Here is a 24,268-nt window from a genome sequence, read left to right on the forward strand (position 1 = left end):
GCCAGGCGGATATCAGGTCCGCCGCAACAACCGAAGATAGCTGAGTCTCTCGCCTGCGTCATGAGGTGGCAGTTTTCGTGCCGGTTCTGCTCGTGCCGTCTGCGCAAAACCAGCAGAAAAGGCCACAAATCCCGCAAGGCCGCGGAAAGAATCCGACCTCAGGCAATGGCCTTGCGCAGCACCGGGCCGCCGGCGATCCCGGCGTCCAGCTGGCACTGCGTCAGCGCCGCCTCGGCCATGATCCACTGCTTGAACAATTCCACCTTGCGCGTGTAGGGCGCGGTGACCGGGCAGACGAAATACCAGCCGGCGGTGTTGGGGTGATGCACGGCAAACGGCGCCACCAGTCTCTCTGCGCGGATCTCGCTCGCCATATAGGCGCGGTTGGCGACTGCAAAGCCCATACCGGCATTGGCCGCCTCATAGGACATCATGCAGGAATCGAAATAGATGCTCTTGGTCTCGCCGAGCACGGAACTCGCGCCGGCAAAACCCAGCCACGACTGCCAGTTCTGCGTGCAGGTGTCGGAATGCAGCAGCGTGAAATGCCTGAGGTCGTCGGGCGTCACCTGTGACGGCGGCGTGTCGCCGAGAACCTCGTGGAACAGCTTCCTGCTGCACACCGGCGTCAAATCCTCCTTGAACAGCAGGTCCGCTTTGAGGTCGGGAAAGCTGCCGTCGCCATAGCGGATCTCGAGGTCGAACTCGGAGGTGGCGAACTCATTGGTGGCGTAGGAGGTCGAGACCCGCATTTCGATTTCGGGATATTGCCGCTGGAACAGCGGCAGGCGGGCAAACAGCCAGCGCGCTGCGAACGTCGGCAGCACCGAAATCTTCAGCACATGCGCCTGCGACTGTCCGGTCGCCTCCATGCTGGCCGCCACGATGCGCTCCAGCGCCTCGCGAACGCGCGACACATAGGTCTCGCCTTCGGGTGTCAGCGACACCGCATTGCCGCCGCGCTGGAAGATCTTGAAGCGCAGCTGGTCCTCGAGGCTTTTGACGCGCTGGCTGACGGCGGAAGCAGTAATAAACTGCTCTTCGCCCGCGCGCGTGAAGTTACGGTGCCGGGCGGCACTTTCGACAATCTTCAGCGAATTGAGGTTGACCTGACTGAGCAGACGCACGCGTTTCGACCTTAAGCTGGGCTTACACTAGCACCAGCATTCCTAATTTTACAGGGGTGGGGAAATTAATCGACAGTTTACCAAGTGATGCCCCCATCCTGGAGAAGTAGAATGAACGCCCATACCATACCTGAACTGCGCTACGCGATGAGCCGAGAAGCCATTATCGGCCATGAGACGGCCTGGAAAGTGTCGGGTTTCGGCGTTGCGCAGTATCTGCATGGCTACGACCCGGCGCTGCTGGCGGCGATCGAAGAGGCGGCGTTGAAGCTCAAGGCCAGCCACGCCGTGCACAAGCACCTCGACCTTACCTTCATCACCGGCGCCGACCGTTTCATCCCGGAGATCAAGGAGTTGCTGCATGACAAGCTGCGCCTGGAGCGTCTGTCCGACATGATGGGCACCAAGCTCGAGCCCTATCCGCTGTCGATCGTCGGCTCGACCGTCACTTTCATGAATCCCAAGGACGGCGCGGTCGATTGGCATTGCGACGGTGTCCCGGTCACCGAACTCATTCCGCTGTCGATCAGCAATCCGCTGGTCGGCGGCCATCTCGAAATCTACTGCGACGACTCCGAGACCGGCCGCGCCATCCTTGAATCCGGCCGCGAGATTCCGCGCAACCAGGTCATGCGCATCGACCACAAGATGAACTACGCCACACTCGGCCAGTTTCTCGGCGTCCTGCACCGGACCGCGCCGATCCAGCTCGGCTCGCGCGTCACGCTGGTCCTCAACCAGCGCTCTGTGGCCAAGCCCTACGTCGACGACAATCGCATGTTCTATCTCGCAGCCGACAATGATCACGATCGCGAATGGGTCAACGAACTGGCCGAAGACGTCTGGACGAACCAGCTGCCGGCCTATCGCCGCTTCGAGGAAGAACGTCCGGTTGCGGCGGCGGCCGATGCGCCGGTCCCGGGCGGGTCAAGGGATTCATGGTAGCCAGAGCATAGAAGTGGACGCCGGTTTGGCCGTCGGTAACATCATGGTCGGCGATAAGGACAAGGCACCGTCGCGCCGATTCCGGGATGGATCCGGCTCGCCATCGGCCCTGGTCTTCGCCGCCGGCGCGGTCGCCCTGTGGTCGACCAACGCGCTGGTCGGCAAATCCCTGCTGGCCAGCCATCCAGTGTCGCTCGTGCAGTTGCTGCAATTTTGTGGAGCGGCTCTGGTGTTCGCCGTCATCCATCTGGCGAGCCGGAAGGGGGACACGCAAGACGCAGCCTTTTCCAAGGGTGCTGACGGCACCCTGGCGCCGGTCGCGGTCGGCTTTATTGGCCTGGTCGGCACCATGGTGCTGCAATACATCGCCTTTGCCTCCATGCCGGTGATCGAGGCCAATCTCGTCGCCTACACCTGGCCGCTGATGGTCGCGGCGGCGGTCATCGTGCTGGGCAAGCGGCAACGCCCCGTGCTGATGGGGTTGACTGCCGTGCTCGGCTTTGTCGGCGTGGCGCTGGTGATCTCGGGTGGCCGCGGCCAGCCTTTTCTCCAAGGCAGCATCGTCGGCTATCTCGCTGCCTTCGGCTCGGCGCTGTGCATGGCCTTCTATTCGATTGCGGTCGCCCGCCTGGCCACACCGTCGGAGCGTTTGCTTTTGCCTTCGGCATTGGTCGGCGTCGGCCTGACCTTGCTGTGGTGTATTCACGACGGCGCAGCCTGGCCATCCAGCGAGCACCTCCTGCTTGGCCTCTATCTCGGCGCCGGTCCGATGGGGCTGGGATATTATTTCTGGTCGCGCGCCTTGAAGCTTGAAGGCGGCGGCAAGGTTGCGGTCATCGCCTATCTGACGCCGATCGCATCGACGCTGCTGCTGACACTTTCGGGCGAAAGGCTGACGCTGACCGCGATAGCCGGTGCGGTCCTCGTCATCGGCAGCTGTATTGCGGTGGGCATAGAACGCTCGGAGGCTGAACATGCTTGACGACGATGAACGCCTCGCCAGACAGGAAGCATTCTGGCTGCTCAAGGAGTTCGGCGCCGAGGCGCCGCTCTACGCCGCCATGAAGGCCGAAAAGGCGATAGAGCAAAAAGATTTCGGCCGGTGCGCCCGCTGGAAGCGCATTCTGGACATACTGGCCGACTCTAAACCTGCGGCGTCCGTGCAGTTGAAATCTGCTGGCGCGAAGTCGGCCGTTTCCAAGTATTAGATTTTCTAATTTGCAACGTTGCAACCTGTTGTGGAAACATCCTCCTGTTCCGATTCTTGATCATTTATTGAGACTTTAGCGACCCGTTGGGGGGTGCAGCTAGGTCGATACATCAAGAGAAGTCTTAAAAAAAGCCGGCAACTTCATGACCGGCGGGAGAAACAGAATTGCACACCATCGACAGCAAGACCGCTATTGAACTGACTGCTGACATCGTCTCGGCCTATGTCGGCAACAATCCTCTCCCTGCGTCTGGCCTGCCGGATCTGATCGCCAGCGTCAGCGCATCGGTGCGCAAGCTGGGCAGCATTGCCGCCGTGGAAAGCCCCGCGCTGAACCCCGCTGTCAATCCGAAGCGGTCGGTGTTTCCCGATCACATCGTCTGTCTTGAGGACGGCAAGAAATTCAAGTCGCTGAAGCGCCACTTGATGACCGACCATGGTCTCAGCCCGGAGGAATATCGTGGCAAATGGGGCTTGCCGTCGGACTATCCGATGGTGGCGCCGAACTACTCCGCGACCCGTTCGGCACTGGCCAAGTCCTCGGGCCTCGGCCGCAAGCCGGCCGTTCCGGCCGCCGCGGCCAAGGTGACGAAGCGCAAACCCAAAGCCTGAACCAGGCAGCCTCTTAAAGTCAGTCTGCAGTTAGCAGTGATGGACGGCGCGCTTTGGGCGCGCCGTTTTCATGCCTTATGCCCCCGCCAGCGCCCAGGCACTTGCGAAGCGCCGCCCTCCCGTGCAAAAGCCCCGGCATGCTTATCATCAACGATCTTTCGCTCCGCATGGCCGGACGCTTGCTTCTCGATCATGCCTCGCTGACCTTGCCGGCCGGCACCAAGGCCGGCCTCGTCGGCCGCAACGGCACCGGCAAGACCACGCTGTTCAAGGCCATCACCGGCGACTTTCCCTCCGAGACCGGCTCGATCAGCCTGCCCAAAAACACCCGCATCGGCCAGGTGGCGCAGGAAGCACCCGGCACCGAGGAGCCGCTGATCGAGATCGTGCTCAAGGCCGATCTTGAGCGCACCGCGCTGCTCGAGGAGGAAAAGACCGCCACCGACGCGCACCGCATTGCCGATATCCATATGCGGCTGGCGGATATCGATGCGCATTCGGCGGAATCCCGCGCGGCCACCATCCTCGCCGGCCTCGGCTTCGACGACGCCGCGCAGAGACGGCCGGCCTCGTCCTTCTCCGGCGGCTGGCGCATGCGCGTCGCGCTTGCCGCGGTGCTGTTTGCCGAGCCCGACCTTCTGCTGCTCGACGAGCCGACCAACTATCTCGATCTCGAAGGAACGCTTTGGTTGGAAAACTACGTGTCGAAATATCCGCACACGGTGCTTCTGATCTCGCACGATCGCGACCTGCTCAACCGCGCCGTCAATTCCATCGTTCATCTCGACCAGAAGAAGCTGACCTTCTGGCGCGGCGGCTACGACCAGTTCGAGCGCCAGTACACCGAGCAGAAGGAGTTGCAGGAGAAGGGCCGTGTCAAGCAGGAAGCCGCGCGCAAACACATGGAGTCCTTCGTCGAACGCTTCCGCGCCAAGGCTTCGAAGGCGAGACAGGCGCAGTCGCGCATCAAGGCGCTGGAGAAGATGAAGCCGATCGCGGCGATCGTGAACGACACGGTGCGGCCGTTCTCTTTCCCCGAACCGGTGAAAACGGTGGCGTCGCCGATCATTGCCTTGAACAACGTCAATGTCGGCTACACCGAGGGCCAGCCGATCCTGAAGAAGATGACGCTGCGCATCGATGCCGACGACCGCATCGCGCTGCTCGGCGCCAACGGCAACGGCAAGTCGACCTTCGCCAAGCTCCTGTCCGGCCGGCTGAAGCAGGAAACCGGCACCATGACGGTGGCGCCGGGCCTGAAGGTGGCGATCTTTGCACAGCATCAGCTCGACGATCTCAGGCCTGATGAAAACGCCTACGAGCATGTCCGCCGGCTGATGCCGGAGGCGCCGGAATCCAAGGTACGTGGCCGCGTCGCCCAGTTCGGTCTCACCACCGAGAAGATGAACACCGCCGCCAAGGACCTGTCCGGCGGCGAGAAGGCGCGCCTGCTGATGGGCCTGTCGGCCTTTGAGGGGCCAAACTTGTTCATCCTCGACGAACCGACCAACCATTTGGACATCGACAGCCGCGAGTCCTTGATCCATGCGCTGAACGAGTTTCCCGGCGCCGTCATCCTGATCTCGCATGACCGCCATCTGCTGGAAGCGACCGCCGACCGGCTGTGGCTGGTCAAGGATGGTGCGGTCAACCCGTATGACGGCGACCTTGAGGACTACAAGACGCTGGTCACCGGCGTGTCCGGCGATCGACGCGGCAAGCGCGAGGCCGAGAAGGCATCCAAGGCCGATCGCCGCCGCGATGCCGCGGCGCGCCGCGCCGCCTTCGAGCCGCTGGCCAAGGAAATCCGCGCCACCGAAGCGCTGATGGACCGCATCCGCAAGCGCATCGACCTGATCGAGGACGAACTCGCCAATCCGGCCGTCTACGAAAAGGATCCGTCGACGGCGACCCGGCTCGCCAAGGAGCGCTCGCAACTGGCCCAGCAGCTTGCCGGTCATGAGGAAAAGTGGCTGACCATGTCGGCGGAGTATGAAGAGGGCACGGCGGAGTAAAGCGGCCGGTTGCGCCCAGTCGCATGATGAAAGGCCAGCGAACGCCGGGACGCTGCAAAGCAGCGGGGGATCCAACAGGGGGCTGAAAAGCCTTCGGCACCGAGGCTCTTGCTACGGCTTCTCTTACGCACCCGGGCGACGCGGCCCGGTGTTTATTGCCGTCTTCGGCGTCGAGAAGCGGACCGTAATTTGGCTCGCGCGGATCACCAAACGAGCTCCTGCTTTCAGGCGGCTTTCCGCTGAACTTTCCACGTCTCGTGCCGCTTCCCCCATGCCGACATTGCGGTCACGGCATCGTTCAGGCTGAAGCCCAGTGGCGTCACCGAATATTCCACGCGCGGCGGTACCTGGTCATAGGCGCGTCGGCTGACAAGCCCGTCGGCCTCCATCTGTCGCAATTGTTGCGCGAGCATCTTCTCACTGATCCCCGACAACCGCCGGTGCAATTCGGCGAAGCGGTGAGGCCGCAGGTGCAATTCCCACAACAACGAGGTTTTCCACTTTCCGCCGATTGCCTGCATCGCGGCAGCAAAGCCGCAGCTGTCTGTTTCCTTGCTCCTCATGTGACTACTCCTGACATGATTCCAATAACTTACCTCAAGGTGCGTACTTCTCAACGCAGGAAGAATATATATCTTCAGATTAGCGCGCCAAAGACAAACCAGCTATCGCTATCGGAGAAATCGTCATGAAATCCAATGTCTGCGTGCTCGGCGCGGGCCGCATGGGCTCGTCCATTGTTCGAACGTTGCTCGACCGAAATTATCCAACATCGGTGTGGAATCGTACTGCGGCCAGGTGCCAGCCCCTAGGTATTCTTGGTGCGAGGGTAGCCTCTTCAGTCGAGGATGGAATCCGGTCGGCCGATGTCGTGATCATAAATGTTCTGGATTATGCCGCTAGCGATGCGCTGCTCAAGCAGCGCAGTGTTGCTTCGGCACTGGCCGGCAAAGCCATCGTGCAACTCACCTCCGGCTCAGCGCGCTTGGCACGGGAGGAAGCGCGCTGGATAGAAGCGCATGGCGCCAGCTATCTGGACGGGGCGATCCTGGCGACCCCGGATTTTATCGGCAAACCCGACACAGCATTGCTTTATTCAGGCTCCCGCGCCGTCTACGAAACGAACAAGACCCTGCTCTTTGCGCTTGGCGGCGGCACAAGTTATGTCGGCGAGGTGCCGGGCCAGGCCTCCGCGCTTGATACCGCGCTGCTCACGCAGATGTGGGGCGGGCTCTTTGGCGCGCTCCAGGGCATGGCTGTCGCCGAGGCCGAAGGTCTCGATCTGGAGACGTTCAGGAGCCATCTGACTGCATTCAAGCCGGTTGTCGATGCCGCCTTGTTCGATGTGGTTGACCGGACGAAGGCGCGCCGTTTTGCCGGCGACGACGCAACGCTCGCGTCATTGGGCGCCCACTACAGCGCCTTCCGGCATCTGCTCGAAGCATGCCAGGAACGAGGTCTCGACGCTGCCATGCCGCGCGCCATGGACGCAATTTTCCAGCAGGCGCTTTCTGGCGGGCGCGCAGATGATGATTTTGCATCTCTCTCGCCCCTGTTCGGAAATAGTTCGCCGCATCATGGCAGGGAGCCTGCGAATGCGTGATGGCAAGACCAGGCGACGGGCGACCTGCTCGTGTCGCGGGGTGGAACTGGTGCTCGCCGGGGAGCCTCGGCGCGTCTATGCCTGCAGCTGCCTGGAATGCCAGAGATGCACGGGCGCAGCGTTCTCATACCGAGCCATTTATGACGACTCCGCCATAGTCGACCGAAAAGGCGAGACGAAATCCTGGCGACGAAACGGCTCGTCAGGGCAATGGCTGGAGCAGACATTTTGCACCACATGCGGATCGATCGTCTTCATGCGTGCCGAAGGCCTGACGGAAGCGCTGTCGGTATCTGTCGGCTGTCTGGAGGACCTGGAATTTCTGCCTCCGGCAATTCTTCATTGGCCCAACAGGAAGCACAAATGGCTCTGCCTGGAAGGCGTGCCCCAGGCAGAAGCCTCCTGAGGCAGATAGCTGACCGGCCCAGTCTTGGGTGGCGATCGGCTTGGCAGTGTCCTTGCCTTCTTCCCCAGGGGAGAAGGCAAGGGGCATTGCTCGCAGAGGCAAAGCGGTGCGCCACTTCTGGCCCTACACGCCGCCCGCGAAACCCGCTAAAAACCCCGCATGAACCAGCACGCCAAGCTCAGAATCGGCCACTCCGCCTGTCCGCATGATTGCCCTTCGACCTGCGCGCTCGAGGTCGAGCTGCTCGATGGCAACCGCATCGGCCGTGTCCATGGCGCCAAGTCCAATACGTATACGGCTGGTGTGGTCTGCGCCAAGGTCGCGCGCTATGCCGACCGTGTCCACCATCCCGACCGGCTGCTGAAGCCGCTTGTTCGCGCCGGCGCCAAGGGCGCCGGCATCTGGAAAGAATCCAGCTGGGAAGCGGCACTCGACCTCGTCGCCGAGAAATTCATCGCGGCCGAGGAAAAATACGGCTCCGAGACCGTCTGGCCTTATTTCTATGCCGGCACGATGGGGCTGGTGCAGCGCGACGGCATCGACCGGCTGCGCCATGCGAAAAAATACTCCGGCTTCTTCGGCTCGATCTGCACCAATCTGGCCTGGACCGGCTGGATGATGGGAGCGGGCGCCTTGCGCGGTCCCGATCCGCGCGAGATGGCGAAGTCCGACTGCGTGGTGATCTGGGGCACCAATGCCGTGGTCACGCAGGTCAATGTCATGACCCACGCCATCAAGGCGCGGAAGGAGCGTGGCGCCAGGATCGTCGTCATCGATGTCTACGAGAACGCGACGATGAAGCAGGCCGATATAGGCCTTGTGCTGAAGCCCGGCACCGATGGCGCGCTGGCCTGCGCGGTCATGCATGTGCTGTTCAGGGAAGGCATGGCAGACCGCGCCTATCTCGAAAGATACACCGACGATCCGAAGGGGCTGGAAGCCCATCTGGAGACGCGCACGCCGGAATGGGCATCTGCCATCACCGGTCTTGCCGTCACCGAGATCGAGGCTTTCGCACGCCTCGTCGGCACGACGAGGAAAACCTATTTCCGCCTCGGCTATGGCTTTGCCCGCCAGCGCAATGGCTCGGTCAACATGCACGCGGCATCCTGCATCGCCGCCGTCACCGGCGCCTGGCAATATGAGGGTGGCGGCGCCTTCCATTCCAATTCCGGCATCTTCAAGCTCAACCAGGATGTGCTGGAAGGCACCGCGATGCGCGATCCCAATATTCGCCATCTCGACCAGTCGCGCATCGGTCCGGTGCTGACCGGCGCAGCGGACGCGCTTTACGGTGGCCCGCCGGTGACGGCGATGCTGATCCAGAACACCAACCCGGTGAATGTCGCATCCGAGCAGCGGCTGGTGAAACAAGGTTTTCTGCGTGATGACCTGTTCACCTGCGTGCACGAACAGTTCATGACCGACACGGCAAAGCTTGCCGATGTCGTGCTGCCGGCAACGATGTTCCTCGAGCATGACGACGTCTACAAGGGCGGCGGCAACCAGCACATCACGCTTGGTCCCAAGCTGATCGACCCGCCGGAAGGGCCGCGCACCAACCACTTCGTCATCGAGCAATTGGCGCAGCGTCTCGGCGTCTCCGACCGGCCGGGCTTTGGCCTGACCGAGCAGCAGCATATCGACATCATCCTGGGCAAGCGCGGGCTGGGCAGCTTCGCCAGCCTGAAGGAAGACAAATGGGTCGACCTGCAGCCGGATTTCGAGGCCGCGCATTTCATCGCTGGCTTCGGCCATGCCGACAAGAAATTTCACTTCCGCGCCAATTGGAGCGGGCAGGCGGCGCCCAACCGGCCGCCGAAAAGCATGGGCCTGTTCGGGCCGGTGGCGGAACTCCCCGAATTCCCTGACCATGTCGACCTGATCGAGGTGGCGGACGCCGAGCATCCGTTCCGGCTCGCCACATCGCCGGCGCGCAATTTTCTCAATTCGACATTCGCCGAGACACCGGTGTCGAGAGCCAAGGAAGGCCGGCCGGAACTCCTGGTGCATCCGGACGACGCTGCCGCGCTTGGCTTGGGCGACGGCGACCGTATCGAGGTCGGCAACCGGCGCGGCGAGGTGGTGCTGCATGCAAAGCTGTTCGAAGGCCTCAAGCGCGGCGTGGTGATCGCCGAGGGCATCTGGCCAAACAGCGCGCATGAGCGTGGCGAAGGCATCAATGTGCTCACCGGCGCCGACGCACCAGCGCCCTATGGCGGTGCGGCCTTCCACGACAACAAGGTCTGGCTGCGGCCGGCGGGCTAAAGCAATTCCAGGAAAAGTGTGAGCGGTTTCCGTCCGGAATTGCGTAAAAGAGACTGGCTATCCCGGCAGAGGCACCGTCAGCCCCACCTTGACACGGTCCATGGCAACGAAGGTGCGGAATTTTCGGACATTCTTGCTGTCGAAGAACAGTCTGCGCGTCAGCGCTTCATAGGCGCCCATGTCGGCCACGGTGATAATCAGGATGAAGTCGGCCTCGCCGGTGACGTAGTAGCATTGCTGCACTTGCGGCTCCGCCGAGAACTGCCGCTTGGCCGCGTCGATCAGGTCCGAGCGTTCGCTCTCCAGTTCCACTTCGACGAAGATGGTGATGGGATGGCCGACCGCCGCCGGGTCGACCACGGCGACATTGCCCGCAATGACGCCGGACTGTTCCATGCGCTTGATGCGCCGCTGCACCGCCGGCGCCGACAGGTTGACGGCTTCGCCGATCAGCCGCTGCGGCGTCGTGTTGTCCCGCTGCAGGATGGCAAGGATGGCGAGGTCGAAACTGTCGAGCGAAGGCGATCGAGGCAAAGCGCTATCCTGGCGAAACAAACTTGCATTTCGGAGCGCCAATAACAGCGCTATTTGCGCCTCGGCTGCAATATGATTTCGTCACACCCAAAGGAGGCCACCCGTGTTCCTGCTCAACAGCAATGCCTTGCACCGCCGGCCGCTCGATCCGGTCGATGCCGAAACGCTGGGAAATGCCGGTGCCGATACGGTCGAGCGCTTTCTTGCCCATCGCGACAATCACCTCGGAACTCCGTTGCATGCATTGCCGGTGCTGGCCTGCGAACTCGGCCTCGGCGCCGTCCACATCAAGGATGAAGGCTTTCGCCTCGGTCTCGGCAGCTTCAAGGCGCTCGGCGGCGCCTATGCCGTTTTTCGACTGGTGCTGGAGGAGGCGAGCCGATCGCTTGGTCGGCCCGTCGACGTAGCCGATCTCAACCGGTTCGACGTCCGGGCGGTCGCTGCCGGCATGACGGTTGCCTGCGCCACCGACGGCAATCATGGCCGCTCGGTCGCGCAAGGTGCACAGTTGGTTGGCGCGAAAGCGGCAATCTTCGTTCACGCCGGCGTCAGCGAGGCGCGCATTGCAGCAATAGCCCGCTATGGCGCCGAGATGATCCGCGTCGACGGCAATTATGACGACTCGGTCAGGCAGGCCGCCGAGGTTTCAGCGGAGCAAGGCTGGACCGTGGTGTCCGACACCTCCTGGCCGGGCTACGAGCGCATCCCCGGTCTGGTCATGCAGGGCTATACGGCGATCGTGCGCGAAGCGTTGGGCCAGTTGCCGCAGCCGCCGACCCATGTCTTCGTGCAGGCCGGTGTCGGCGGTATTGCCGCCGCCCTGGCCGGCCATCTCGCCATCGTGCTCGGTGACGCCAGGCCGACCTTCATCGTCGTCGAGCCGGCCCGCGCCGCCTGCGTTGTCGCAGCCGCCCGGGCGGGCCACGTGGTCAAGGTCGCACACGATCAGCCGACGGTGATGGCGATGCTCGAATGCTACGAGGCCTCGCAAGTTGCCTGGCGCGTGCTGACCCGGGTTGCCGACGCCTTCATGACGGTGGACGAGGACGAGGCCGTTGCAGTGATGCGGCTTCTTGCCCGGCCGCGTGCCGGCGATCCGGCGATCGTCTCGGGCGAAAGCGGCGGCGTCGGTCTGGCCGGGCTGATCCGAGCGGTGGCCGACCACAAGGCCGCGCTCGGGCTCGACGACAAATCCCGCGTGCTTGTAATCAACACCGAAGGCGCCACAGACCCGCATCGCTATACCGAGCTGGTCGGGCAGAGCCCCGCCGATGTGCTGGCCGGCAAGCTGAAGGCCGAGGCATAGCCATGATCGGGATCGATGCACAGCGTCTGCTTGGCCGCATCCGGGAACTCGGCGCCGTTGGCCGTGACAGTGAGGATAGGCTGATCCGGCTCGCCGCATCCGACACAGACAAACAGGGCCGTGACCTCTTTGTCGGCTGGCTCAGGCAGGCCAGGCTGGAAGTCGCCATCGACCGGGTCGGCAATATTTTCGGCATCTGGCAATGCCCCGACAATGCCGGGCAGGCGCCACTGCTCATCGGTTCGCATATCGACACCGTCATCGATGCCGGCATCTATGATGGCTGCTACGGCGTGCTGGCCGGGCTGGAGGTGATCGAGACGCTGCAGGCTTCGGGCTTTTCGCCGTCGCGCCCGGTCGCGGTCGCCGCTTTCACCAATGAGGAAGGCGTGCGCTACACGCCTGACATGATGGGCTCGCTATGCCATGCCGGTGGCGTCAGCGCCGAGGCCGTGCTGGCCGCCATCGGCACGGATGGCAGCGTGCTCGGCCAGGAGCTCGCCCGCATCGGCTATGCCGGCGACCGCGAACCCGGCTTCCTCAAGCCGCATGCCTATCTCGAACTTCATATCGAGCAGGGGCCGGTGCTGGAGCGTGAAGGGGTGCCGATCGGCGCGGTCGAGAATTTGCAAGGCATTTCCTGGCAGCGCATCACCATCGACGGCGCCGCCAACCATGCCGGCACCACGCCGATGTCGATGCGCAGCGACGCCGGCCACGCCGCCGCCCGCATCATCACCTTCCTGCACGATCGGGCCAGGGCTTCAAATGGGCCAACCGTGGCCACGGTCGGCACGATGCGCTTCGAACCCAACGCCATCAACGTCATTCCCGCGCGCGCCGTCTTCACCATCGACCTGCGCGATCCCGACGAACAGCGCTTGCAGGCGCATGAGGCGGCCCTTGCTGCCTATCTCGAGGAGCTTGAGGTTTCGGAGAACGTATCGATCTCGGTCGAGCGGCTCGCCCGCTTCGAACCGGTGCTATTCGACATCGGCATCGTCGAACTGATCGAGGCGGCCGCGAAGAACCGCGGTCTCGGCGTCAGGCGCATGACATCGGGCGCCGGCCATGACGCGCAGATGATGGCCCGCCTCGCGCCGGCGGCAATGATCTTCGTGCCGAGCGCCGGTGGCATCAGCCACAATCCGCGCGAACACACTGAAGATGCCGAGCTTGTCGCCGGCGCCAACATCCTGCTTGATGTCGCCAGTGAGCTTGCAAAATAGGTCGGGGAGAGAATGGCTGAGCTCGATCGTGATGTGCTGAAGCAGGAAATGACCGGCTGGCGGCGCGATTTGCACGCGCACCCCGAGTTCGGCTTTGAGGAAAAGCGCACCGCTGCCTTTGTCGCCGCGAAGCTGCGCGAATTCGGGCTGGACGATGTTGCAGAGGGGGTCGGCGGCACCGGCGTCGTTGGCACATTGAAGCGCGGCAGCGGCAACCGGGCGATTGCGCTCAGGGCCGACATGGATGCGCTGCGCATCACCGAGCAGTCCGCGACCGCCCATCGCTCGCAGAACCCCGGCATCATGCATGCCTGCGGCCATGACGGCCACACCACCATGCTGCTCGGCGCGGCAAAGCTGCTGGCCGCCGAGGGCGGTTTCGACGGCACCGTGCGCTTCATCTTCCAGCCCGCCGAGGAATGGGGCAGGGGCGCGCTGGCGATGCTGGACGACGGGCTGCTGCAGCGCTTTCCCTTCGACGAGATCTTTGGCCTGCACAACATGCCGGGCCTGCCCATTGGACATTTCGAGACCCGTGCCGGCCCGTTCATGTCGGCGGAGGACAATTTCGAGATCGTGCTCAAGGGGATCGGCGGCCATGCGGCGCGTCCACATTCCGGGAACGAGACGCTGGTCGCCGCCTGCGCGCTGGTAACCAATCTGCAAACCATCGTCTCGCGCCGGCTGAGTCCCGCCGACATTTCGGTGGTTTCGGTGACCGAGCTGATCACCGACGGCACCCGCAACGCATTGCCCGGCCTCGCCCGCATCCTCGGTGACGCCCGCAGTTTTCGTCCCGAGGTCAGCGCCGAGATCGAGCGCCAGATGCGGGTCATCACAGCGGGTACCGCCGCCGCCTACAATGTCACCGCCGACGTGACCTATAGCAGGGAATTCGTGCCGCTGCAGAACGATGCCGACCTGGTGGACGCGGCCTTTGTCGCCGCAAGGCGCGTGCTGGCCTATGGCGCCGCCAGCATCGCGGCGGAGCCGATGACCGCCTCGGAGGATTTCGCCCGCTTCCTCGATCACGTACCGGGCTGCTTCGTCTTTCTCGGCAATGGCGAGACCTCGCCGCCGCTGCACAATTCCAGCTACGACTTCAACGATGACGGGCTGTTGCACGGCACGGATTTCCATATCGCGATCGTCAGGCAAAGACTGGGCGGCGCGATCGGGAAGTGACGCCTGATCGCCTTCGCAACTGGCCCAAGCGGCACTGCTATCGCCAGCCAGATGCCGGGTTTAGGGAGATTGCCTGTTGCCGGAGATCGCACGCCGATGACCAGGGTTTCGCTTCTGGGAATACCACATGACGAGAACTCGTCCTATCTCAAGGGCGCGGCTGCAGCGCCGGCCCTGATCCGGCGCGAACTCAAAAGCGACGCGCACAGCTCGTGGAGCGAAACCGGCTTCGATGTGGCGGACAGTTTCGTCGACCACGGCGACATCGACTTTTCAGGCGCCGGCGATCCGTGGGAGCGAATCGAGGCCGAGGTCGGCCGCGCGCTGGATGCCGGCCACCCGTTGATCAGCCTCGGCGGCGATCATGCCATCGCCTGGCCGGTGCTGCGTGCCGTGCGCCGCCGCCATGCCAGGCTAACGATCGTCCAGATCGACGCCCATCCCGACATCTACGATGCCTATCAGGGCAACAGGCGGTCCCACACCTCGTCCTTCGCGCGCATCCTGGAGGAGGGGCTGGCTGACCGGCTGATCCAGATCGGCCTGCGCACCCTCAATGATGAGCTTCGTGACCAGCTCAAGCGCTTCGGCGTCGAAATGATCGAGGCGCGGCATTTCAGCGAGGATCTGCAGCTCGATCTCAAGACGCCGGTCTATCTCTCGGTCGATCTCGACGGCCTCGACCCGGCTTGTGCGCCCGGCGTGTCGCACCGCGAACCCGGTGGTCTTACAACCCGGCAAGTGATCAACCTGATCCAGCGGATCGACCAGCCCATCGTCGGCGCCGATGTCGTCGAATACAATGCAAGCCAGGATGTCTCCAATCTCACTGCGCTGGTTGCCGCCAAGCTGGTCAAGGAGATCGCCGGCATGATGCTCAAGACCCATGGCGCCGGCTGAACCAATCTGGCAGGGCGGCATGATAGATCATTGTTGTGACTCGCATTTCCAGTGAAAGCCGCCATGCCGCATCTGTTGAAGTTAGCCATAGCCGGTGCGCTCGGCCGCATGGGCAGGGAGATGGCGCTGGCCGTCGAGACCGATCCCAGGCTGGCGCTCGTCGCCCGCTTTCACAGGCCGGGCAGCATCGGTGAGGGGCTGGTCGAGCGCGACGAAGCACTGGCGCTTGCGGATGTCGTCATCGATTTCACCACGCCTTCGGCCTCCGTCGATCTTGCACAAGCTTGCGCGGCCCGCGGCGGCCCGGCGCTGGTCATCGGCTCGACCGGCTTCGAACCTGCCGATCTCGCCGCCATCGCTGCTGCTTCGAAGTCCGTCGCCATCGTTCGCTCAGGCAGCTACTCGCTGGGGCTCAACATGCTGGCTGGGCTGGTCGAACAGGCGGCGCGAGCACTTGGTCCCGCCGCCGACATCGAGATCCTGGAAGCGCATCACCGCATGAAGGTCGACGCACCGTCGGGCACGGCGCTGATGCTGGGCGAGGCGGCCGCTCGCGGACATGGCGTCAGGCTGGACGATGTGGCGAAAAGCATCCGCGACGGCCTTACAGGTCCACGCCCTGCCGGCGAGATCGGCTTTGCCGTGCTGCGCGGCGGCAGCATCGTCGGCGAGCACTGCGTGAGCTTCCTCGGTGAGGGCGAAACGCTTACGCTCTCGCATTCAGCTGGCGACCGCTCGATGTTCGCGCGCGGCGCCATTGCGGCCGCACGCTGGGTCGCCGTCCGGCCGCCCCGCGAATACGACATGCGCGACGTACTGGGCTTCACGACCTTTTGAGATGCAAGGGTAACGCAACGAGGGGCGTTGCGAGGTCGGAGCCGTATAGAGAATAGAATATAGCAACAACTACGCCATTTCGCGCCTTCCCACACCGAACCGAACGGTTCGGTTCGCACATTTTTGTGATTGGCAATGGCAGCAACGCACACCCATTTCGGGGTGGTCCGAGCGACGCGAATTCCTCCCAAGGCACGCCACTTGACGGACAGAACTGAAAAATCTGGATTACCTGAAATGACCAAGATCGCACTTACCGCTGCTGCCATCCTCCTTGCCACCGGCACCGCTTTCGCAGGCAGCGACCACTACGGTTCCGACGGCGTCAACCAGCCTGCTGTGACAGCGCCCGCCGGCAACATCGATCACAGTTATACCGCCTCGATCCGCAAGCCGGCCAGCCTCGGCGATTTCACGATCAAGGGCGACTCGAACCAGCCGGAATCCGGCCAGGGCATCTGGGGTCGTTGATTTTCTGAGAAATCGACGACCACAAAGAGCGGTGGGCCAGGCCCACCGCTCTTGTTTTTGTGCAATCGACTCGGGCCGTAAAGATCTTGAATCAATCCGCCAGCAGCTGGTCCTATCTCCTTGTTTGGCCGTGATCTTTTCAAAACACGGTTTGCGGCTGTCACCTGCGGCTAGCCCGTTAGGCAGCTTGGTCTAGCTTATATCCTTCGGCTTGATGCAATGCGTCAACCGGGCCGCGCCGAAGCCGAGATCCGCCCAGTCGCCGTCGATGACAAAGCGGGCAAGGGCGCCGGTCGGGAATTTCTCTTCAAGTTTCCTGAGAGCAGCCACACCCGATCGCGGACTGGCAAGCCGGCGGGCAAAGTCCTCCAGGCCGGGATTATGGCCGAGCACCAGGAGACAGCCGGCAGAGGAGATTGCCCGTCGCACTTCGGCCAGAATGTCGCCAGCCGTGGCTTCGAAGAGCGCCTCGGCGAACTCCACCGTTACGCTCGCCGACAGTTCCGCCGAGACCAGCCGCCATGTCTCGCGCGTACGCAGCGCCGGCGACACCAGCGCCAGGTCAGGCAGCCAACTGCGCCGCGCCAGTTCGCGCCCCATCAGCGGCGCCGTATTCAGCCCGCGCGGCCCGAGCGGCCGGTCGAAATCAGCAAGCGCCGGGTCGTCCCAGCTCGACTTGGCGTGGCGAAGAAGAAGCAGCTGTTTCATCTGTTAGATCTCAGGACCAGGGAATTTCGCGCTGGAAGTCCTTGCCGTATCCGCCACCGTATTTAGCGCCCGTAGCGGCATCAAAGGCTGCCGACAAAGTGCCGAAGACGAACAGGCCGACGCGCCTCTCATCTTTGTCCCATTGGACGGCAATATCCGCTTCGGTGATCGCCCAGGCACCCGATCGAATATGAATTGCGCCGATGATCCGCCCAACTACCTCGTCATGCGCTTCGTATAGGTAAAAATAAGCCGTGGCGTTTGCTGGCCCTTCAGTGTCGTCATATTCAAAGACGCCGGCGAGATCGCCTTTTCCCCGGATCGCGCTGTCAAAAATATCCAAGGGCTTTCAGGTCCTGAAGCGCCTACGGCGTGATCCGCGCCAGATGTTCGAGATCGCGCTCTTCGCGCAGCGGGTCGGGGGCCATCACCACCGAAGTTCCGTTTTCGGCATCGTCAGCGAAATGCGCCAGCACAGTGCGGCCGCCTTCCATGCGCGCCTTGCCGTCGGCGACGAGGCCGAGCGCCAGCGCGTAGAGCCGGTGCTCGGCTTTCAGAACGCGGGCGGCCAGTGTGTCCTCATTGTCGCCGACCATCACCGGCACCGCGGCTTGCGCGATGATCGGGCCGTCATCCATCTCAGGCGTAACGAAATGCACCGTGCAGCCATGGATACGCATGCCGGCGCGCAATGCGCGTGCATGGGTATCCAGGCCCTTGAAGGCCGGCAGCAGGGCAGGGTGGATGTTGATCATGCGCCCCTGCCACTTCTCGACCAGGCCGCGGGACAGGATGCGCAGATAGCCGGCCAGCGCCACGATCTCGGCGTTGAACGCAATCAGAGCGGCGTCGATCGCCGCATCATGCGCTTCCTTGCTGGCATGGTCGGCGCGCACGATGACTTTGGTCGGGATGCCGCGCGCGGCCGCGATGCCAAGCCCGGCGGCGTTGGCTCGGTCGGAGATGACGCCGACGATCTCGGCGGGATAGGCCGGGTCGCTCGCCGCCGCGATCAGCGCCGTCATGTTGGAGCCGCGTCCCGAGATCAGAACAACCGTGCGTTTCCTGCTCATAGGCCGATCGAGCCCCGATAGATGACGCCGGCGTCGCGGCGCGGCACGATGCGGCCGATCGGCGTCACCGTCTCGCCGGCCTCCTGCAGCACGGCTGCGACCTGTGCGGCCTGGCCGGAGGCGACGACGAGGATCATGCCGATACCGCAGTTGAAGGTGCGCATCATCTCCTCCGGCGCCACGCCGCCAGTCTTCGCCAGCCAGGAAAACACCGCCGGCACATCGATGGCATTGAGATCGAGCTCTGCGGAAAAGTCCTTGGGCAGGACGCGCGGAATGTTTTCGGGAAAGCCGCCGCCGGTGATATGGGCCAGTGCCTTGATGCCATGCGTGTTGCGGATGGCCTTGAGGACCGACTTCACATAGATGCGGGTCGGCTCGAGCAGCGCCTCGGCCAGCGTCGCTTCGTCGTTGAACGGCGCCGGATCGCTCCAGGCAAGCCCGCTGACGGCAACGATACGGCGCACCAGTGAAAAGCCATTCGAATGCAGGCCCGAGGAAGCCAGCCCAAGCAGCACGTCGCCTTCGACGATATCGTCGGTCGGCAGCAACTGGCCGCGTTCGGCAGCACCGACGGCGAAACCGGCAAGGTCGTAATCCTTGTCGTTATACATGCCGGGCATTTCGGCGGTCTCGCCGCCGATCAGCGCGCAGCCGGCCTGTCGGCAGCCGATTGCGATGCCGCCGACGATTGCCGCCCCCTGGTCGGGGTCGAGCTTGCCGGTGGCGAAATAGTCGAGGAAGAACAGCGGCTCGGCGCCCTGGACGACGATGTCGTTGACGCACATGGCGACGAGGTCGATGCCGATCGTGTCATGCTTGCCGGCATCGATGGCGATCTTCAGCTTGGTGCCGACGCCGTCATTGGCGGCGACCAGCACCGGATCGGTGAAGCCGGCGGCCTTGAGGTCGAACAGGCCGCCAAAGCCGCCGATCTCGCCATCGGCGCCCGGCCGGCGCGTGGCGCGCACCAGCGGCTTGATCTTCTCGACCATGAGGTTGCCGGCATCGATGTCGACGCCCGCCTCGGCATAGGTGAGCCCGTTCTTGCGCTTGGCCCGGTCGCCCTTGCTCATCGTCGGCGCATCCCTGTTTCCCTCGGCGGCTCTTCGCATGAATGGTTTCGGGGGGCAAGGATGACGACAGGATACCGGGCTTTTGCCCAAGATAAATACGTGGACAGTCGCCCCTTCACCGCTGGTCCTGGCAGCCACAATCCAACTCCATCATCTATCTGCAGAACAAGCATGGCGGGACATGCCTTTGACCATTCCCAACCTCATCACCATCCTGCGCTTCGTGCTGGTGCTGGCGATGCTGAACATGCGCTGGGACTGGGCCTTTGCCGGATTTCTCGTTGCCGGAATTTCCGATGGCGTCGACGGCTTCATCGCCCGCCGCTTCAACCAGCATTCGAGACTCGGCGCCTATCTCGATCCGATGGCCGACAAGGTGCTTCTGGTCTCGGTGTTCGTGGTCATGGGCTTCATCGGGCAATTGCCGCTGTGGCTGGTGGTGACCATGGTGTCACGCGATGCGCTGATCATCTGCGCCGTGCTTTTGTCCACGGTCATGGCGAATCCGGTCGAGATGAAGCCGCTCTATGTGTCGAAGGCCAACACCGCCGCCCAGATCGTGCTGGCGCCGTGGTGCTGGGCGAACTTGCCCTTGGCCTCCACCTCGACCCGCTCAGGCCTGCGCTCATATTGCTGTCCGGGGTCTTGACCGTGGCTTCGGCCGCGGCCTATCTCGTGGCTTGGCTGAGGCATATGAGCGGCTATGGCGAAGGCTCCACCCCGGGTAGTTGACAAGAATGCCGCGACTGCAGCGCTGGCAGAGGCGGCTGCGTCCCTGGCGTTTCGCCGCCAGATTTTCTTCTGGCTGGGTACGGCAATCTTCCTGGCGCTGTTCCTCTACATTTTCTCCAGCATCCTGTTGCCGTTCGTTGCCGGCATGGTGCTGGCCTATTTCCTCGACCCGGTCGCCGACCGGCTGCAGCGCCTCGGGCTGTCGCGGCTGATGGCGACGGTGGTCATCCTGATTGCCTTCATCGTCCTTTTGGTGCTGGCCTTCGTCATCCTGGTTCCGGTACTGGCCACGCAGATGGCCGATTTCGCCAGCAAGCTGCCGGAATATCTGACCCGGCTGCAGTCGCTGATCACCTCGTTCGACCCGAAATGGCTGGAGCAGAAATTCGGCGTCAATGCCAATGGCCTGCGCGACGGGCTGAATTCGCTGCTCACTTCCGGTTTCGGCCTGCTGAGCACCGTCTTCACCTCGATCTGGAGTTCCGGCGTTGCTCTGGTGTCGGTGGTCAGCCTGTTCGTGGTCACTCCGGTTGTCGCTTTCTACATGCTGCTCGACTGGGATCGCATGGTGGCGGTCGTCGACAGCTGGGTGCCGCGCGATTATGTCGGGACGGTCAGGGCGATCTCCAGGGACATCAACACCGCGACCGCCGGCTTCGTGCGCGGCCAGGGCACGCTGTGCCTGGTGCTCGGCGGCATGTATGCCACCGGCCTGACGTTGACCGGGCTGAATTTCGCCATCCTGATCGGCCTCTTCGCCGGGTTGATCTCCTTCATTCCCTATGTCGGCTCGCTGACCGGGCTGGTCCTGGCCGTCGGCGTCGCCTTCGTCCAGTTCTGGCCGGACTGGACCATGATCGTTGCTGTCGCGGTGGTCTTCTTCATCGGCCAGTTCATCGAAGGCAACATCCTGCAGCCCCGGCTGGTCGGAAAAAGCGTCGGCCTGCACCCGGTCTGGCTGATGTTTGCGCTGTTCGCTTTCGGCGCCCTGTTCGGCTTCGTCGGCCTTTTGATCGCCGTTCCTGCTTCGGCGGCGGTTGCTGTGCTGGTGCGGTTTGCCATTGCCCGCTATCTCGAATCGCCGCTCTACAAGGGACACTCCACCGAGCCCGTCCCGCCGCTGCCCGCCGCTCGCGGCGGGGGCCACCGGTCGCCGCGCGGCTGAACGTGACGGATCATAAGACCGAACCGCCGCGCCAACTGCCGCTCGACCTTGGCCACGGCACCGGCTACTCGCGCGACGAACTGGTGGTGTCGGCCACCAACAGCGAGGCGGCAGCCCTTGTCGATCGCTGGCCGGACTGGCCGTCGCCGGTGATCGTGCTCGCTGGCCCGGCCGGTTCCGGCAAGACACATCTGGGCTCGATCTGGCAGGCGCGGGCCAACGCTGTGGCGGTCGATGCCCAGCGCATCGGCAATGCCATCACCGGGCTTGGCGGCAGGCCCGCGCTGATCGACGATGTCGACAAGACAGCCATCGACGAGGCGGGCCTGTTCCATCTCATCAATGAAGTGCGCGGCGCCGGGGCCACCTTGCTGTTGACGGCGCGGCGCTTCCCCGCCGCCTGGAGGGTGACGTTGCCCGATCTTGCCTCGCGGCTGAAGGCGGCGGCAACCGTCGAGATCCATGAGCCGGACGATTTGCTTCTGGCCGGTGTCATCACCAAACTCTTCGCCGACCGCCAGGTCGAGGTCGAGCCGCATGTCGTGCAATATCTGGTGCGCCGCATCGAGCGCTCGCTGGCCACCGCCATGCGCGTGGTCGAGCGCCTCGACCGCACCGCGCTCGAGCGCAAGACGCCGATCACCCGGGCGCTCGCCGCCGAAACCGTCAGCGCAATGGACGAAGGGCAGGGCGAGTTCGAGGTTTAGATCCTGCTGCAATTCCCTGGACGGCGATTGTCGATCCCGCCCGTGCGACGTTTTCAAAACATGCATGGTGACATCACCTGAAACAATATGATACTTTTAATCAATGACATCGGAGCGATATCAATGCCTGCAGTGACCGTCCGAAATCTTCCGGAAGCGACCCACCGAGCTCTGCGTGTACGGGCGGCCTTGCACGGTCGCAGCACCGAGGCCGAGATACGCGACATTCTGGAAAACGCGGTGCGGCCGGACGGCCGTGTGAAACTCGGCTCCGTTCTGGCAGACATTGCCCGACGCGCCGGGCTGACCAATGAAGACGTGGAGGTCCTGGAGCAGGCTCGCGACAAGGCGCCGGCCGAACCGCTGGGGTTCGAATGATCCTCCTCGATACAAATGTCGTTTCGGAGGCCATGAAGCCCGAACCGCATCAAGCTGTGTTGGCCTGGCTTGATGACCAGGCCGAGGAAACGCTTTACCTCTCCAGTGTGACGCTCGCCGAAGTGCTGTTCGGCATCGAGGCCATGCCGGCGGGTCGTCGCAAGGCTGCGCTCGCTGAAACCTTCGCCGGTGTGTGCGCCGTGTTTGAGCGCCGCATCCTGCCTTTCGATACCGAGGCGGCCCGGCACTATGCCCGACTTGCAGTGAAGGCGAGGGCAGCCGGCAACGGGTTTCCTGTGCCCGACGGCTACATCGCGGCAATCGCCTCCGCAAACGGCTTTCATGTCGCCTCGCGTGACACGGCGCCATTCCATGCGGCCGGCGTGCCTGTCATCGATCCTTGGCAGCCGTAACCAGGTACGGCAGCCCGACCAGAGCGCGAGCTGCGAACATGCGTTTCGGCAGGATTTCCTCTTCAGCGACGACAGCGTGTTCGAATGAATACACTCGATCTCTCCGTGCCCACCGCCGCATGAGGGCCGCTGTCCCATTTCGGGAACATTATTTGGCATCCGTCTTGCACCTGGGAACTTGCCGGCTGACCCCGGTCCTGGTCGCGTTCCTGATCGGGTTGTAGGCTCGCCGGGAGTGATGATTGGGGTTCTCGCCCGGCGAGCTTACCTTCGTGGAGCAGTCACCGGAGTGTCCGGGAGGGTGCCCTATAGCCACAACGCCGCCAGATACCGGACCAGCAGATAGACCACCGTATGCGCTGCCACGTAGCACGCGGCGACGACGACAAAGAACAGCACGCTGGCGGGCCACGAGCGGGGACGGCCTTGCCTCTTGCTCGGCCGGTTGTTCCAGATCCACAGGGCTGCACAGATAATGGCCCAGACGACGACGAACGGAACCGTGATCCCGATGTAAGCGAAGTAGGCAGGGCCAATCAGCGAAAGCCATGCCTCGAGACCAAGCATCCAGAATCTCCCCTTTGCCCGGAGTCTAATGCATGTCGCTCAAGGTGGTCCCGGTTTTGAGAGAACGACATGCATCAAAACAAAAATCAAAACGCGTCGCCTGGATACGTTTCAGCGCGACGCGCTTTTAGACCGGCGATAGAGGTGGAAGCGAGGGGATTATCCCTGCGTCGATTTTCAGCCAAACCCGCCGAAGGGATGCTGTTCGATGACACGGGCGCCTGATGCATGTCGCTCAAGTGGCCCCGGTTTTGAGAGAACCACATGCATCAAACAAGACCTCAAGCGCGTCCTTGAGTCCGTTCAAATGCGACGCGCTTTAGGTCAGATTGGTGCTCCGGCCGCCAACCCGGCCGGAGCAGGTCCAAAGCGATCGGATCAGCCGCAGACCCTGACCTCTTCGACGACCCTGTGGTGATGGCGCCAGTGCCTGACCAGTTCGATATGGCAGCGGTGATGGCGATGGTGGCGCCGCCATTGGCCATCCTGGTTGTCGCTGTAGTCGTCGCCATAGTCGTCGCTATAGTCTTTGTGGCGCTGGTGATGGCGAAGAACCTGTATATCGCCATCGTCGGACGAATATTGATCGTCGTCATCGGACTGGATAGTCAGACTGGCGGCTTGCGCCGGTGCGATCAAAGCCGCCGTTCCGGCGAACGCGATCATCGAGGCGATGAGAAGGGTTTTCATTGTTTGCTCCTTGGGTTGAACATACACAACTCTGGGAGCGAACTGGTGTTCCAATGTAGGGTCCGATCGGCGAGCGGCTGCTGCTTGGGCAATGCGTGCCGCCATGCGCTA

27 protein-coding genes and 1 pseudogene are annotated in these 24,268 nt (G+C 63.1%); 19 read left to right on the forward strand and 9 right to left on the reverse strand.

Annotated features, from left to right (window positions below; all coding sequences use genetic code 11):
• Window positions 1-158: 158 nt before the first annotated feature.
• The gene (locus NKJ58_RS14595) at window positions 159-1,127 is read right to left on the reverse strand and encodes a LysR substrate-binding domain-containing protein (RefSeq protein ID WP_023743821.1); all 969 of its coding nucleotides are present in this window, start codon (window positions 1,125-1,127) and stop codon (window positions 159-161) included.
• A 111-nt stretch (window positions 1,128-1,238) separates the two neighbouring features.
• Here NKJ58_RS14595 and NKJ58_RS14600 point away from each other — a divergent pair, with 111 nt between their 5' ends.
• The 5 genes from NKJ58_RS14600 to NKJ58_RS14620 all read left to right on the forward strand — a co-directional run bounded on the left by NKJ58_RS14600 (window position 1,239) and on the right by NKJ58_RS14620 (window position 5,909).
• Window positions 1,239-2,072 (forward strand): hypothetical protein, encoded by an 834-nt coding sequence (locus NKJ58_RS14600; RefSeq protein ID WP_023743822.1) that lies wholly within the window; start codon window positions 1,239-1,241, stop codon window positions 2,070-2,072.
• A gap of 25 nt (window positions 2,073-2,097) precedes the next feature.
• Window positions 2,098-3,054, forward strand: a complete 957-nt coding sequence (locus tag NKJ58_RS14605) for a DMT family transporter (protein WP_352853334.1) — start codon at window positions 2,098-2,100, stop codon at window positions 3,052-3,054.
• Window positions 3,047-3,280: a hypothetical protein gene (locus NKJ58_RS14610; RefSeq protein WP_023684750.1), complete on the forward strand. Its 234-nt coding sequence runs from the start codon at window positions 3,047-3,049 to the stop codon at window positions 3,278-3,280. The genes NKJ58_RS14605 and NKJ58_RS14610 overlap by 8 nt, the downstream gene beginning before the upstream one ends.
• 167 nt (window positions 3,281-3,447) lie before the next feature.
• Complete coding sequence (locus NKJ58_RS14615) at window positions 3,448-3,894, forward strand: Ros/MucR family transcriptional regulator (RefSeq protein ID WP_023670270.1); 447 nt, start codon at window positions 3,448-3,450, stop codon at window positions 3,892-3,894.
• A 137-nt stretch (window positions 3,895-4,031) separates the two neighbouring features.
• A complete protein-coding gene (locus tag NKJ58_RS14620; protein WP_023689073.1) occupies window positions 4,032-5,909 on the forward strand; it encodes an ABC-F family ATP-binding cassette domain-containing protein in 1,878 nt (625 codons plus the stop codon).
• 224 nt (window positions 5,910-6,133) lie between these two features.
• Here the strand turns inward: NKJ58_RS14620 and NKJ58_RS14625 are convergent, their stop codons facing one another.
• Window positions 6,134-6,472 carry a winged helix-turn-helix transcriptional regulator gene (locus NKJ58_RS14625; protein ID WP_023689072.1) on the reverse strand — a complete coding sequence of 113 codons (339 nt, stop codon included), beginning with the start codon at window positions 6,470-6,472 and terminating at the stop codon, window positions 6,134-6,136.
• A 125-nt stretch (window positions 6,473-6,597) separates the two neighbouring features.
• On the opposite strand from NKJ58_RS14625, the gene NKJ58_RS14630 reads away from it, so the two are divergent.
• The 3 genes from NKJ58_RS14630 to NKJ58_RS14640 all read left to right on the forward strand — a co-directional run bounded on the left by NKJ58_RS14630 (window position 6,598) and on the right by NKJ58_RS14640 (window position 10,186).
• Window positions 6,598-7,512 (forward strand): NAD(P)-dependent oxidoreductase, encoded by a 915-nt coding sequence (locus tag NKJ58_RS14630; RefSeq protein WP_081730967.1) that lies wholly within the window; start codon window positions 6,598-6,600, stop codon window positions 7,510-7,512.
• Entirely contained in the window at window positions 7,505-7,918 is a 414-nt protein-coding gene (locus NKJ58_RS14635; RefSeq protein WP_023689070.1) for a GFA family protein, read from the forward strand. The genes NKJ58_RS14630 and NKJ58_RS14635 overlap by 8 nt, the downstream gene beginning before the upstream one ends.
• Window positions 7,919-8,077: 159 nt before the next feature.
• Window positions 8,078-10,186: a molybdopterin-containing oxidoreductase family protein gene (locus tag NKJ58_RS14640; RefSeq protein ID WP_352853336.1), complete on the forward strand. Its 2,109-nt coding sequence runs from the start codon at window positions 8,078-8,080 to the stop codon at window positions 10,184-10,186.
• A 57-nt stretch (window positions 10,187-10,243) separates the two neighbouring features.
• On the opposite strand, the gene NKJ58_RS14645 is transcribed toward NKJ58_RS14640, so the two are convergent.
• On the reverse strand, window positions 10,244-10,720 hold the full coding sequence (locus NKJ58_RS14645; protein WP_023834753.1) for an Lrp/AsnC family transcriptional regulator: 477 nt from the start codon (window positions 10,718-10,720) through the stop codon (window positions 10,244-10,246).
• A 103-nt stretch (window positions 10,721-10,823) separates the two neighbouring features.
• Between NKJ58_RS14645 and NKJ58_RS14650 the strand changes: the two genes are divergently transcribed.
• The 6 genes from NKJ58_RS14650 (at window position 10,824) to NKJ58_RS14675 (ending at window position 16,648) form a co-directional block, all read left to right on the forward strand.
• Entirely contained in the window at window positions 10,824-12,026 is a 1,203-nt protein-coding gene (locus NKJ58_RS14650; protein ID WP_352518956.1) for a diaminopropionate ammonia-lyase, read from the forward strand.
• Between the two features lie 2 nt (window positions 12,027-12,028).
• A complete protein-coding gene (locus tag NKJ58_RS14655; RefSeq protein WP_031201259.1) occupies window positions 12,029-13,255 on the forward strand; it encodes a Zn-dependent hydrolase in 1,227 nt (408 codons plus the stop codon).
• 12 nt (window positions 13,256-13,267) lie between these two features.
• Complete coding sequence (locus NKJ58_RS14660) at window positions 13,268-14,440, forward strand: amidohydrolase (RefSeq protein ID WP_352518957.1); 1,173 nt, start codon at window positions 13,268-13,270, stop codon at window positions 14,438-14,440.
• 96 nt (window positions 14,441-14,536) lie between these two features.
• A complete protein-coding gene (gene speB, locus NKJ58_RS14665) occupies window positions 14,537-15,340 on the forward strand; it encodes an agmatinase (protein WP_023684756.1) in 804 nt (267 codons plus the stop codon).
• Between the two features lie 63 nt (window positions 15,341-15,403).
• Window positions 15,404-16,177 (forward strand): 4-hydroxy-tetrahydrodipicolinate reductase, encoded by a 774-nt coding sequence (gene dapB, locus NKJ58_RS14670; RefSeq protein WP_023754698.1) that lies wholly within the window; start codon window positions 15,404-15,406, stop codon window positions 16,175-16,177.
• 237 nt (window positions 16,178-16,414) lie between these two features.
• On the forward strand, window positions 16,415-16,648 hold the full coding sequence (locus NKJ58_RS14675) for a DUF680 domain-containing protein (protein ID WP_023684758.1): 234 nt from the start codon (window positions 16,415-16,417) through the stop codon (window positions 16,646-16,648).
• A gap of 192 nt (window positions 16,649-16,840) precedes the next feature.
• On the opposite strand, the gene NKJ58_RS14680 is transcribed toward NKJ58_RS14675, so the two are convergent.
• Genes NKJ58_RS14680 through purM form a run of 4 tightly spaced genes read right to left on the reverse strand, consistent with a single transcriptional unit; the run spans window position 16,841 to window position 19,505 of the window.
• A complete protein-coding gene (locus tag NKJ58_RS14680; protein WP_352518959.1) occupies window positions 16,841-17,356 on the reverse strand; it encodes a SixA phosphatase family protein in 516 nt (171 codons plus the stop codon).
• A gap of 10 nt (window positions 17,357-17,366) precedes the next feature.
• The gene (locus NKJ58_RS14685; protein ID WP_023731097.1) at window positions 17,367-17,699 is read right to left on the reverse strand and encodes a hypothetical protein; all 333 of its coding nucleotides are present in this window, start codon (window positions 17,697-17,699) and stop codon (window positions 17,367-17,369) included.
• A gap of 22 nt (window positions 17,700-17,721) precedes the next feature.
• Window positions 17,722-18,429 (reverse strand): phosphoribosylglycinamide formyltransferase, encoded by a 708-nt coding sequence (gene purN / locus NKJ58_RS14690; protein ID WP_023684759.1) that lies wholly within the window; start codon window positions 18,427-18,429, stop codon window positions 17,722-17,724.
• Window positions 18,426-19,505, reverse strand: coding sequence for a phosphoribosylformylglycinamidine cyclo-ligase (gene purM / locus NKJ58_RS14695; RefSeq protein WP_023738653.1), 1,080 nt, complete (start codon window positions 19,503-19,505; stop codon window positions 18,426-18,428). The genes purN and purM overlap by 4 nt, the downstream gene beginning before the upstream one ends.
• A gap of 187 nt (window positions 19,506-19,692) precedes the next feature.
• Between purM and NKJ58_RS14700 the strand changes: the two are divergent.
• The 5 genes and pseudogenes from NKJ58_RS14700 to NKJ58_RS14720 all read left to right on the forward strand — a co-directional run bounded on the left by NKJ58_RS14700 (window position 19,693) and on the right by NKJ58_RS14720 (window position 22,900).
• Window positions 19,693-20,237 (forward strand): annotated as a pseudogene (locus NKJ58_RS14700) (CDP-alcohol phosphatidyltransferase family protein).
• Complete coding sequence (locus tag NKJ58_RS14705) at window positions 20,209-21,402, forward strand: AI-2E family transporter (RefSeq protein ID WP_023705318.1); 1,194 nt, start codon at window positions 20,209-20,211, stop codon at window positions 21,400-21,402. The pseudogene NKJ58_RS14700 and the gene NKJ58_RS14705 overlap by 29 nt, the downstream one beginning before the upstream one ends.
• A 2-nt stretch (window positions 21,403-21,404) precedes the next feature.
• Window positions 21,405-22,109: a DnaA regulatory inactivator HdaA gene (gene hdaA, locus NKJ58_RS14710; RefSeq protein ID WP_352853337.1), complete on the forward strand. Its 705-nt coding sequence runs from the start codon at window positions 21,405-21,407 to the stop codon at window positions 22,107-22,109.
• A gap of 123 nt (window positions 22,110-22,232) precedes the next feature.
• Window positions 22,233-22,487 (forward strand): FitA-like ribbon-helix-helix domain-containing protein, encoded by a 255-nt coding sequence (locus NKJ58_RS14715; RefSeq protein ID WP_023670289.1) that lies wholly within the window; start codon window positions 22,233-22,235, stop codon window positions 22,485-22,487.
• Window positions 22,484-22,900: a type II toxin-antitoxin system VapC family toxin gene (locus NKJ58_RS14720; RefSeq protein ID WP_352853338.1), complete on the forward strand. Its 417-nt coding sequence runs from the start codon at window positions 22,484-22,486 to the stop codon at window positions 22,898-22,900. The genes NKJ58_RS14715 and NKJ58_RS14720 overlap by 4 nt, the downstream gene beginning before the upstream one ends.
• A 306-nt stretch (window positions 22,901-23,206) precedes the next feature.
• Here the strand turns inward: NKJ58_RS14720 and NKJ58_RS14725 are convergent, their stop codons facing one another.
• Together NKJ58_RS14725 and NKJ58_RS14730 are read right to left on the reverse strand one after the other, a co-directional pair.
• The gene (locus tag NKJ58_RS14725) at window positions 23,207-23,467 is read right to left on the reverse strand and encodes a hypothetical protein (RefSeq protein WP_023684764.1); all 261 of its coding nucleotides are present in this window, start codon (window positions 23,465-23,467) and stop codon (window positions 23,207-23,209) included.
• Window positions 23,468-23,845: 378 nt separating this feature from the next.
• The gene (locus NKJ58_RS14730) at window positions 23,846-24,157 is read right to left on the reverse strand and encodes a hypothetical protein (RefSeq protein WP_023684765.1); all 312 of its coding nucleotides are present in this window, start codon (window positions 24,155-24,157) and stop codon (window positions 23,846-23,848) included.
• Window positions 24,158-24,268: the final 111 nt, after the last annotated feature.

The sequence above is a fragment of the Mesorhizobium sp. M0139 genome, from assembly GCF_040322455.1.
Taxonomy (GTDB): domain Bacteria; phylum Pseudomonadota; class Alphaproteobacteria; order Rhizobiales; family Rhizobiaceae; genus Mesorhizobium.

Bases quoted from the DNA above. Each gene is read 5' to 3' on its own strand.
- NKJ58_RS14600 (WP_023743822.1), top strand. From the start codon at position 1,239: ATGAACGCCCATACCATACCTGAACTGCGCTACGCGATGAGCCGAGAA.
- NKJ58_RS14610 (WP_023684750.1), top strand. From the start codon at position 3,047: ATGCTTGACGACGATGAACGCCTCGCCAGACAGGAAGCATTCTGGCTG.
- NKJ58_RS14620 (WP_023689073.1), top strand. From the start codon at position 4,032: ATGCTTATCATCAACGATCTTTCGCTCCGCATGGCCGGACGCTTGCTT.
- NKJ58_RS14625 (WP_023689072.1), bottom strand. From the start codon at position 6,472: ATGAGGAGCAAGGAAACAGACAGCTGCGGCTTTGCTGCCGCGATGCAG.
- NKJ58_RS14630 (WP_081730967.1), top strand. From the start codon at position 6,598: ATGAAATCCAATGTCTGCGTGCTCGGCGCGGGCCGCATGGGCTCGTCC.
- NKJ58_RS14635 (WP_023689070.1), top strand. From the start codon at position 7,505: ATGCGTGATGGCAAGACCAGGCGACGGGCGACCTGCTCGTGTCGCGGG.
- NKJ58_RS14640 (WP_352853336.1), top strand. From the start codon at position 8,078: ATGAACCAGCACGCCAAGCTCAGAATCGGCCACTCCGCCTGTCCGCAT.
- NKJ58_RS14655 (WP_031201259.1), top strand. From the start codon at position 12,029: ATGATCGGGATCGATGCACAGCGTCTGCTTGGCCGCATCCGGGAACTC.
- NKJ58_RS14660 (WP_352518957.1), top strand. From the start codon at position 13,268: ATGGCTGAGCTCGATCGTGATGTGCTGAAGCAGGAAATGACCGGCTGG.
- speB (WP_023684756.1), top strand. From the start codon at position 14,537: ATGACCAGGGTTTCGCTTCTGGGAATACCACATGACGAGAACTCGTCC.
- dapB (WP_023754698.1), top strand. From the start codon at position 15,404: ATGCCGCATCTGTTGAAGTTAGCCATAGCCGGTGCGCTCGGCCGCATG.
- NKJ58_RS14675 (WP_023684758.1), top strand. From the start codon at position 16,415: ATGACCAAGATCGCACTTACCGCTGCTGCCATCCTCCTTGCCACCGGC.
- NKJ58_RS14680 (WP_352518959.1), bottom strand. From the start codon at position 17,356: ATGAAACAGCTGCTTCTTCTTCGCCACGCCAAGTCGAGCTGGGACGAC.
- purN (WP_023684759.1), bottom strand. From the start codon at position 18,429: ATGAGCAGGAAACGCACGGTTGTTCTGATCTCGGGACGCGGCTCCAAC.
- purM (WP_023738653.1), bottom strand. From the start codon at position 19,505: ATGAGCAAGGGCGACCGGGCCAAGCGCAAGAACGGGCTCACCTATGCC.
- NKJ58_RS14705 (WP_023705318.1), top strand. From the start codon at position 20,209: ATGGCGAAGGCTCCACCCCGGGTAGTTGACAAGAATGCCGCGACTGCA.
- NKJ58_RS14715 (WP_023670289.1), top strand. From the start codon at position 22,233: ATGCCTGCAGTGACCGTCCGAAATCTTCCGGAAGCGACCCACCGAGCT.
- NKJ58_RS14720 (WP_352853338.1), top strand. From the start codon at position 22,484: ATGATCCTCCTCGATACAAATGTCGTTTCGGAGGCCATGAAGCCCGAA.
- NKJ58_RS14725 (WP_023684764.1), bottom strand. From the start codon at position 23,467: ATGCTTGGTCTCGAGGCATGGCTTTCGCTGATTGGCCCTGCCTACTTC.
- NKJ58_RS14730 (WP_023684765.1), bottom strand. From the start codon at position 24,157: ATGAAAACCCTTCTCATCGCCTCGATGATCGCGTTCGCCGGAACGGCG.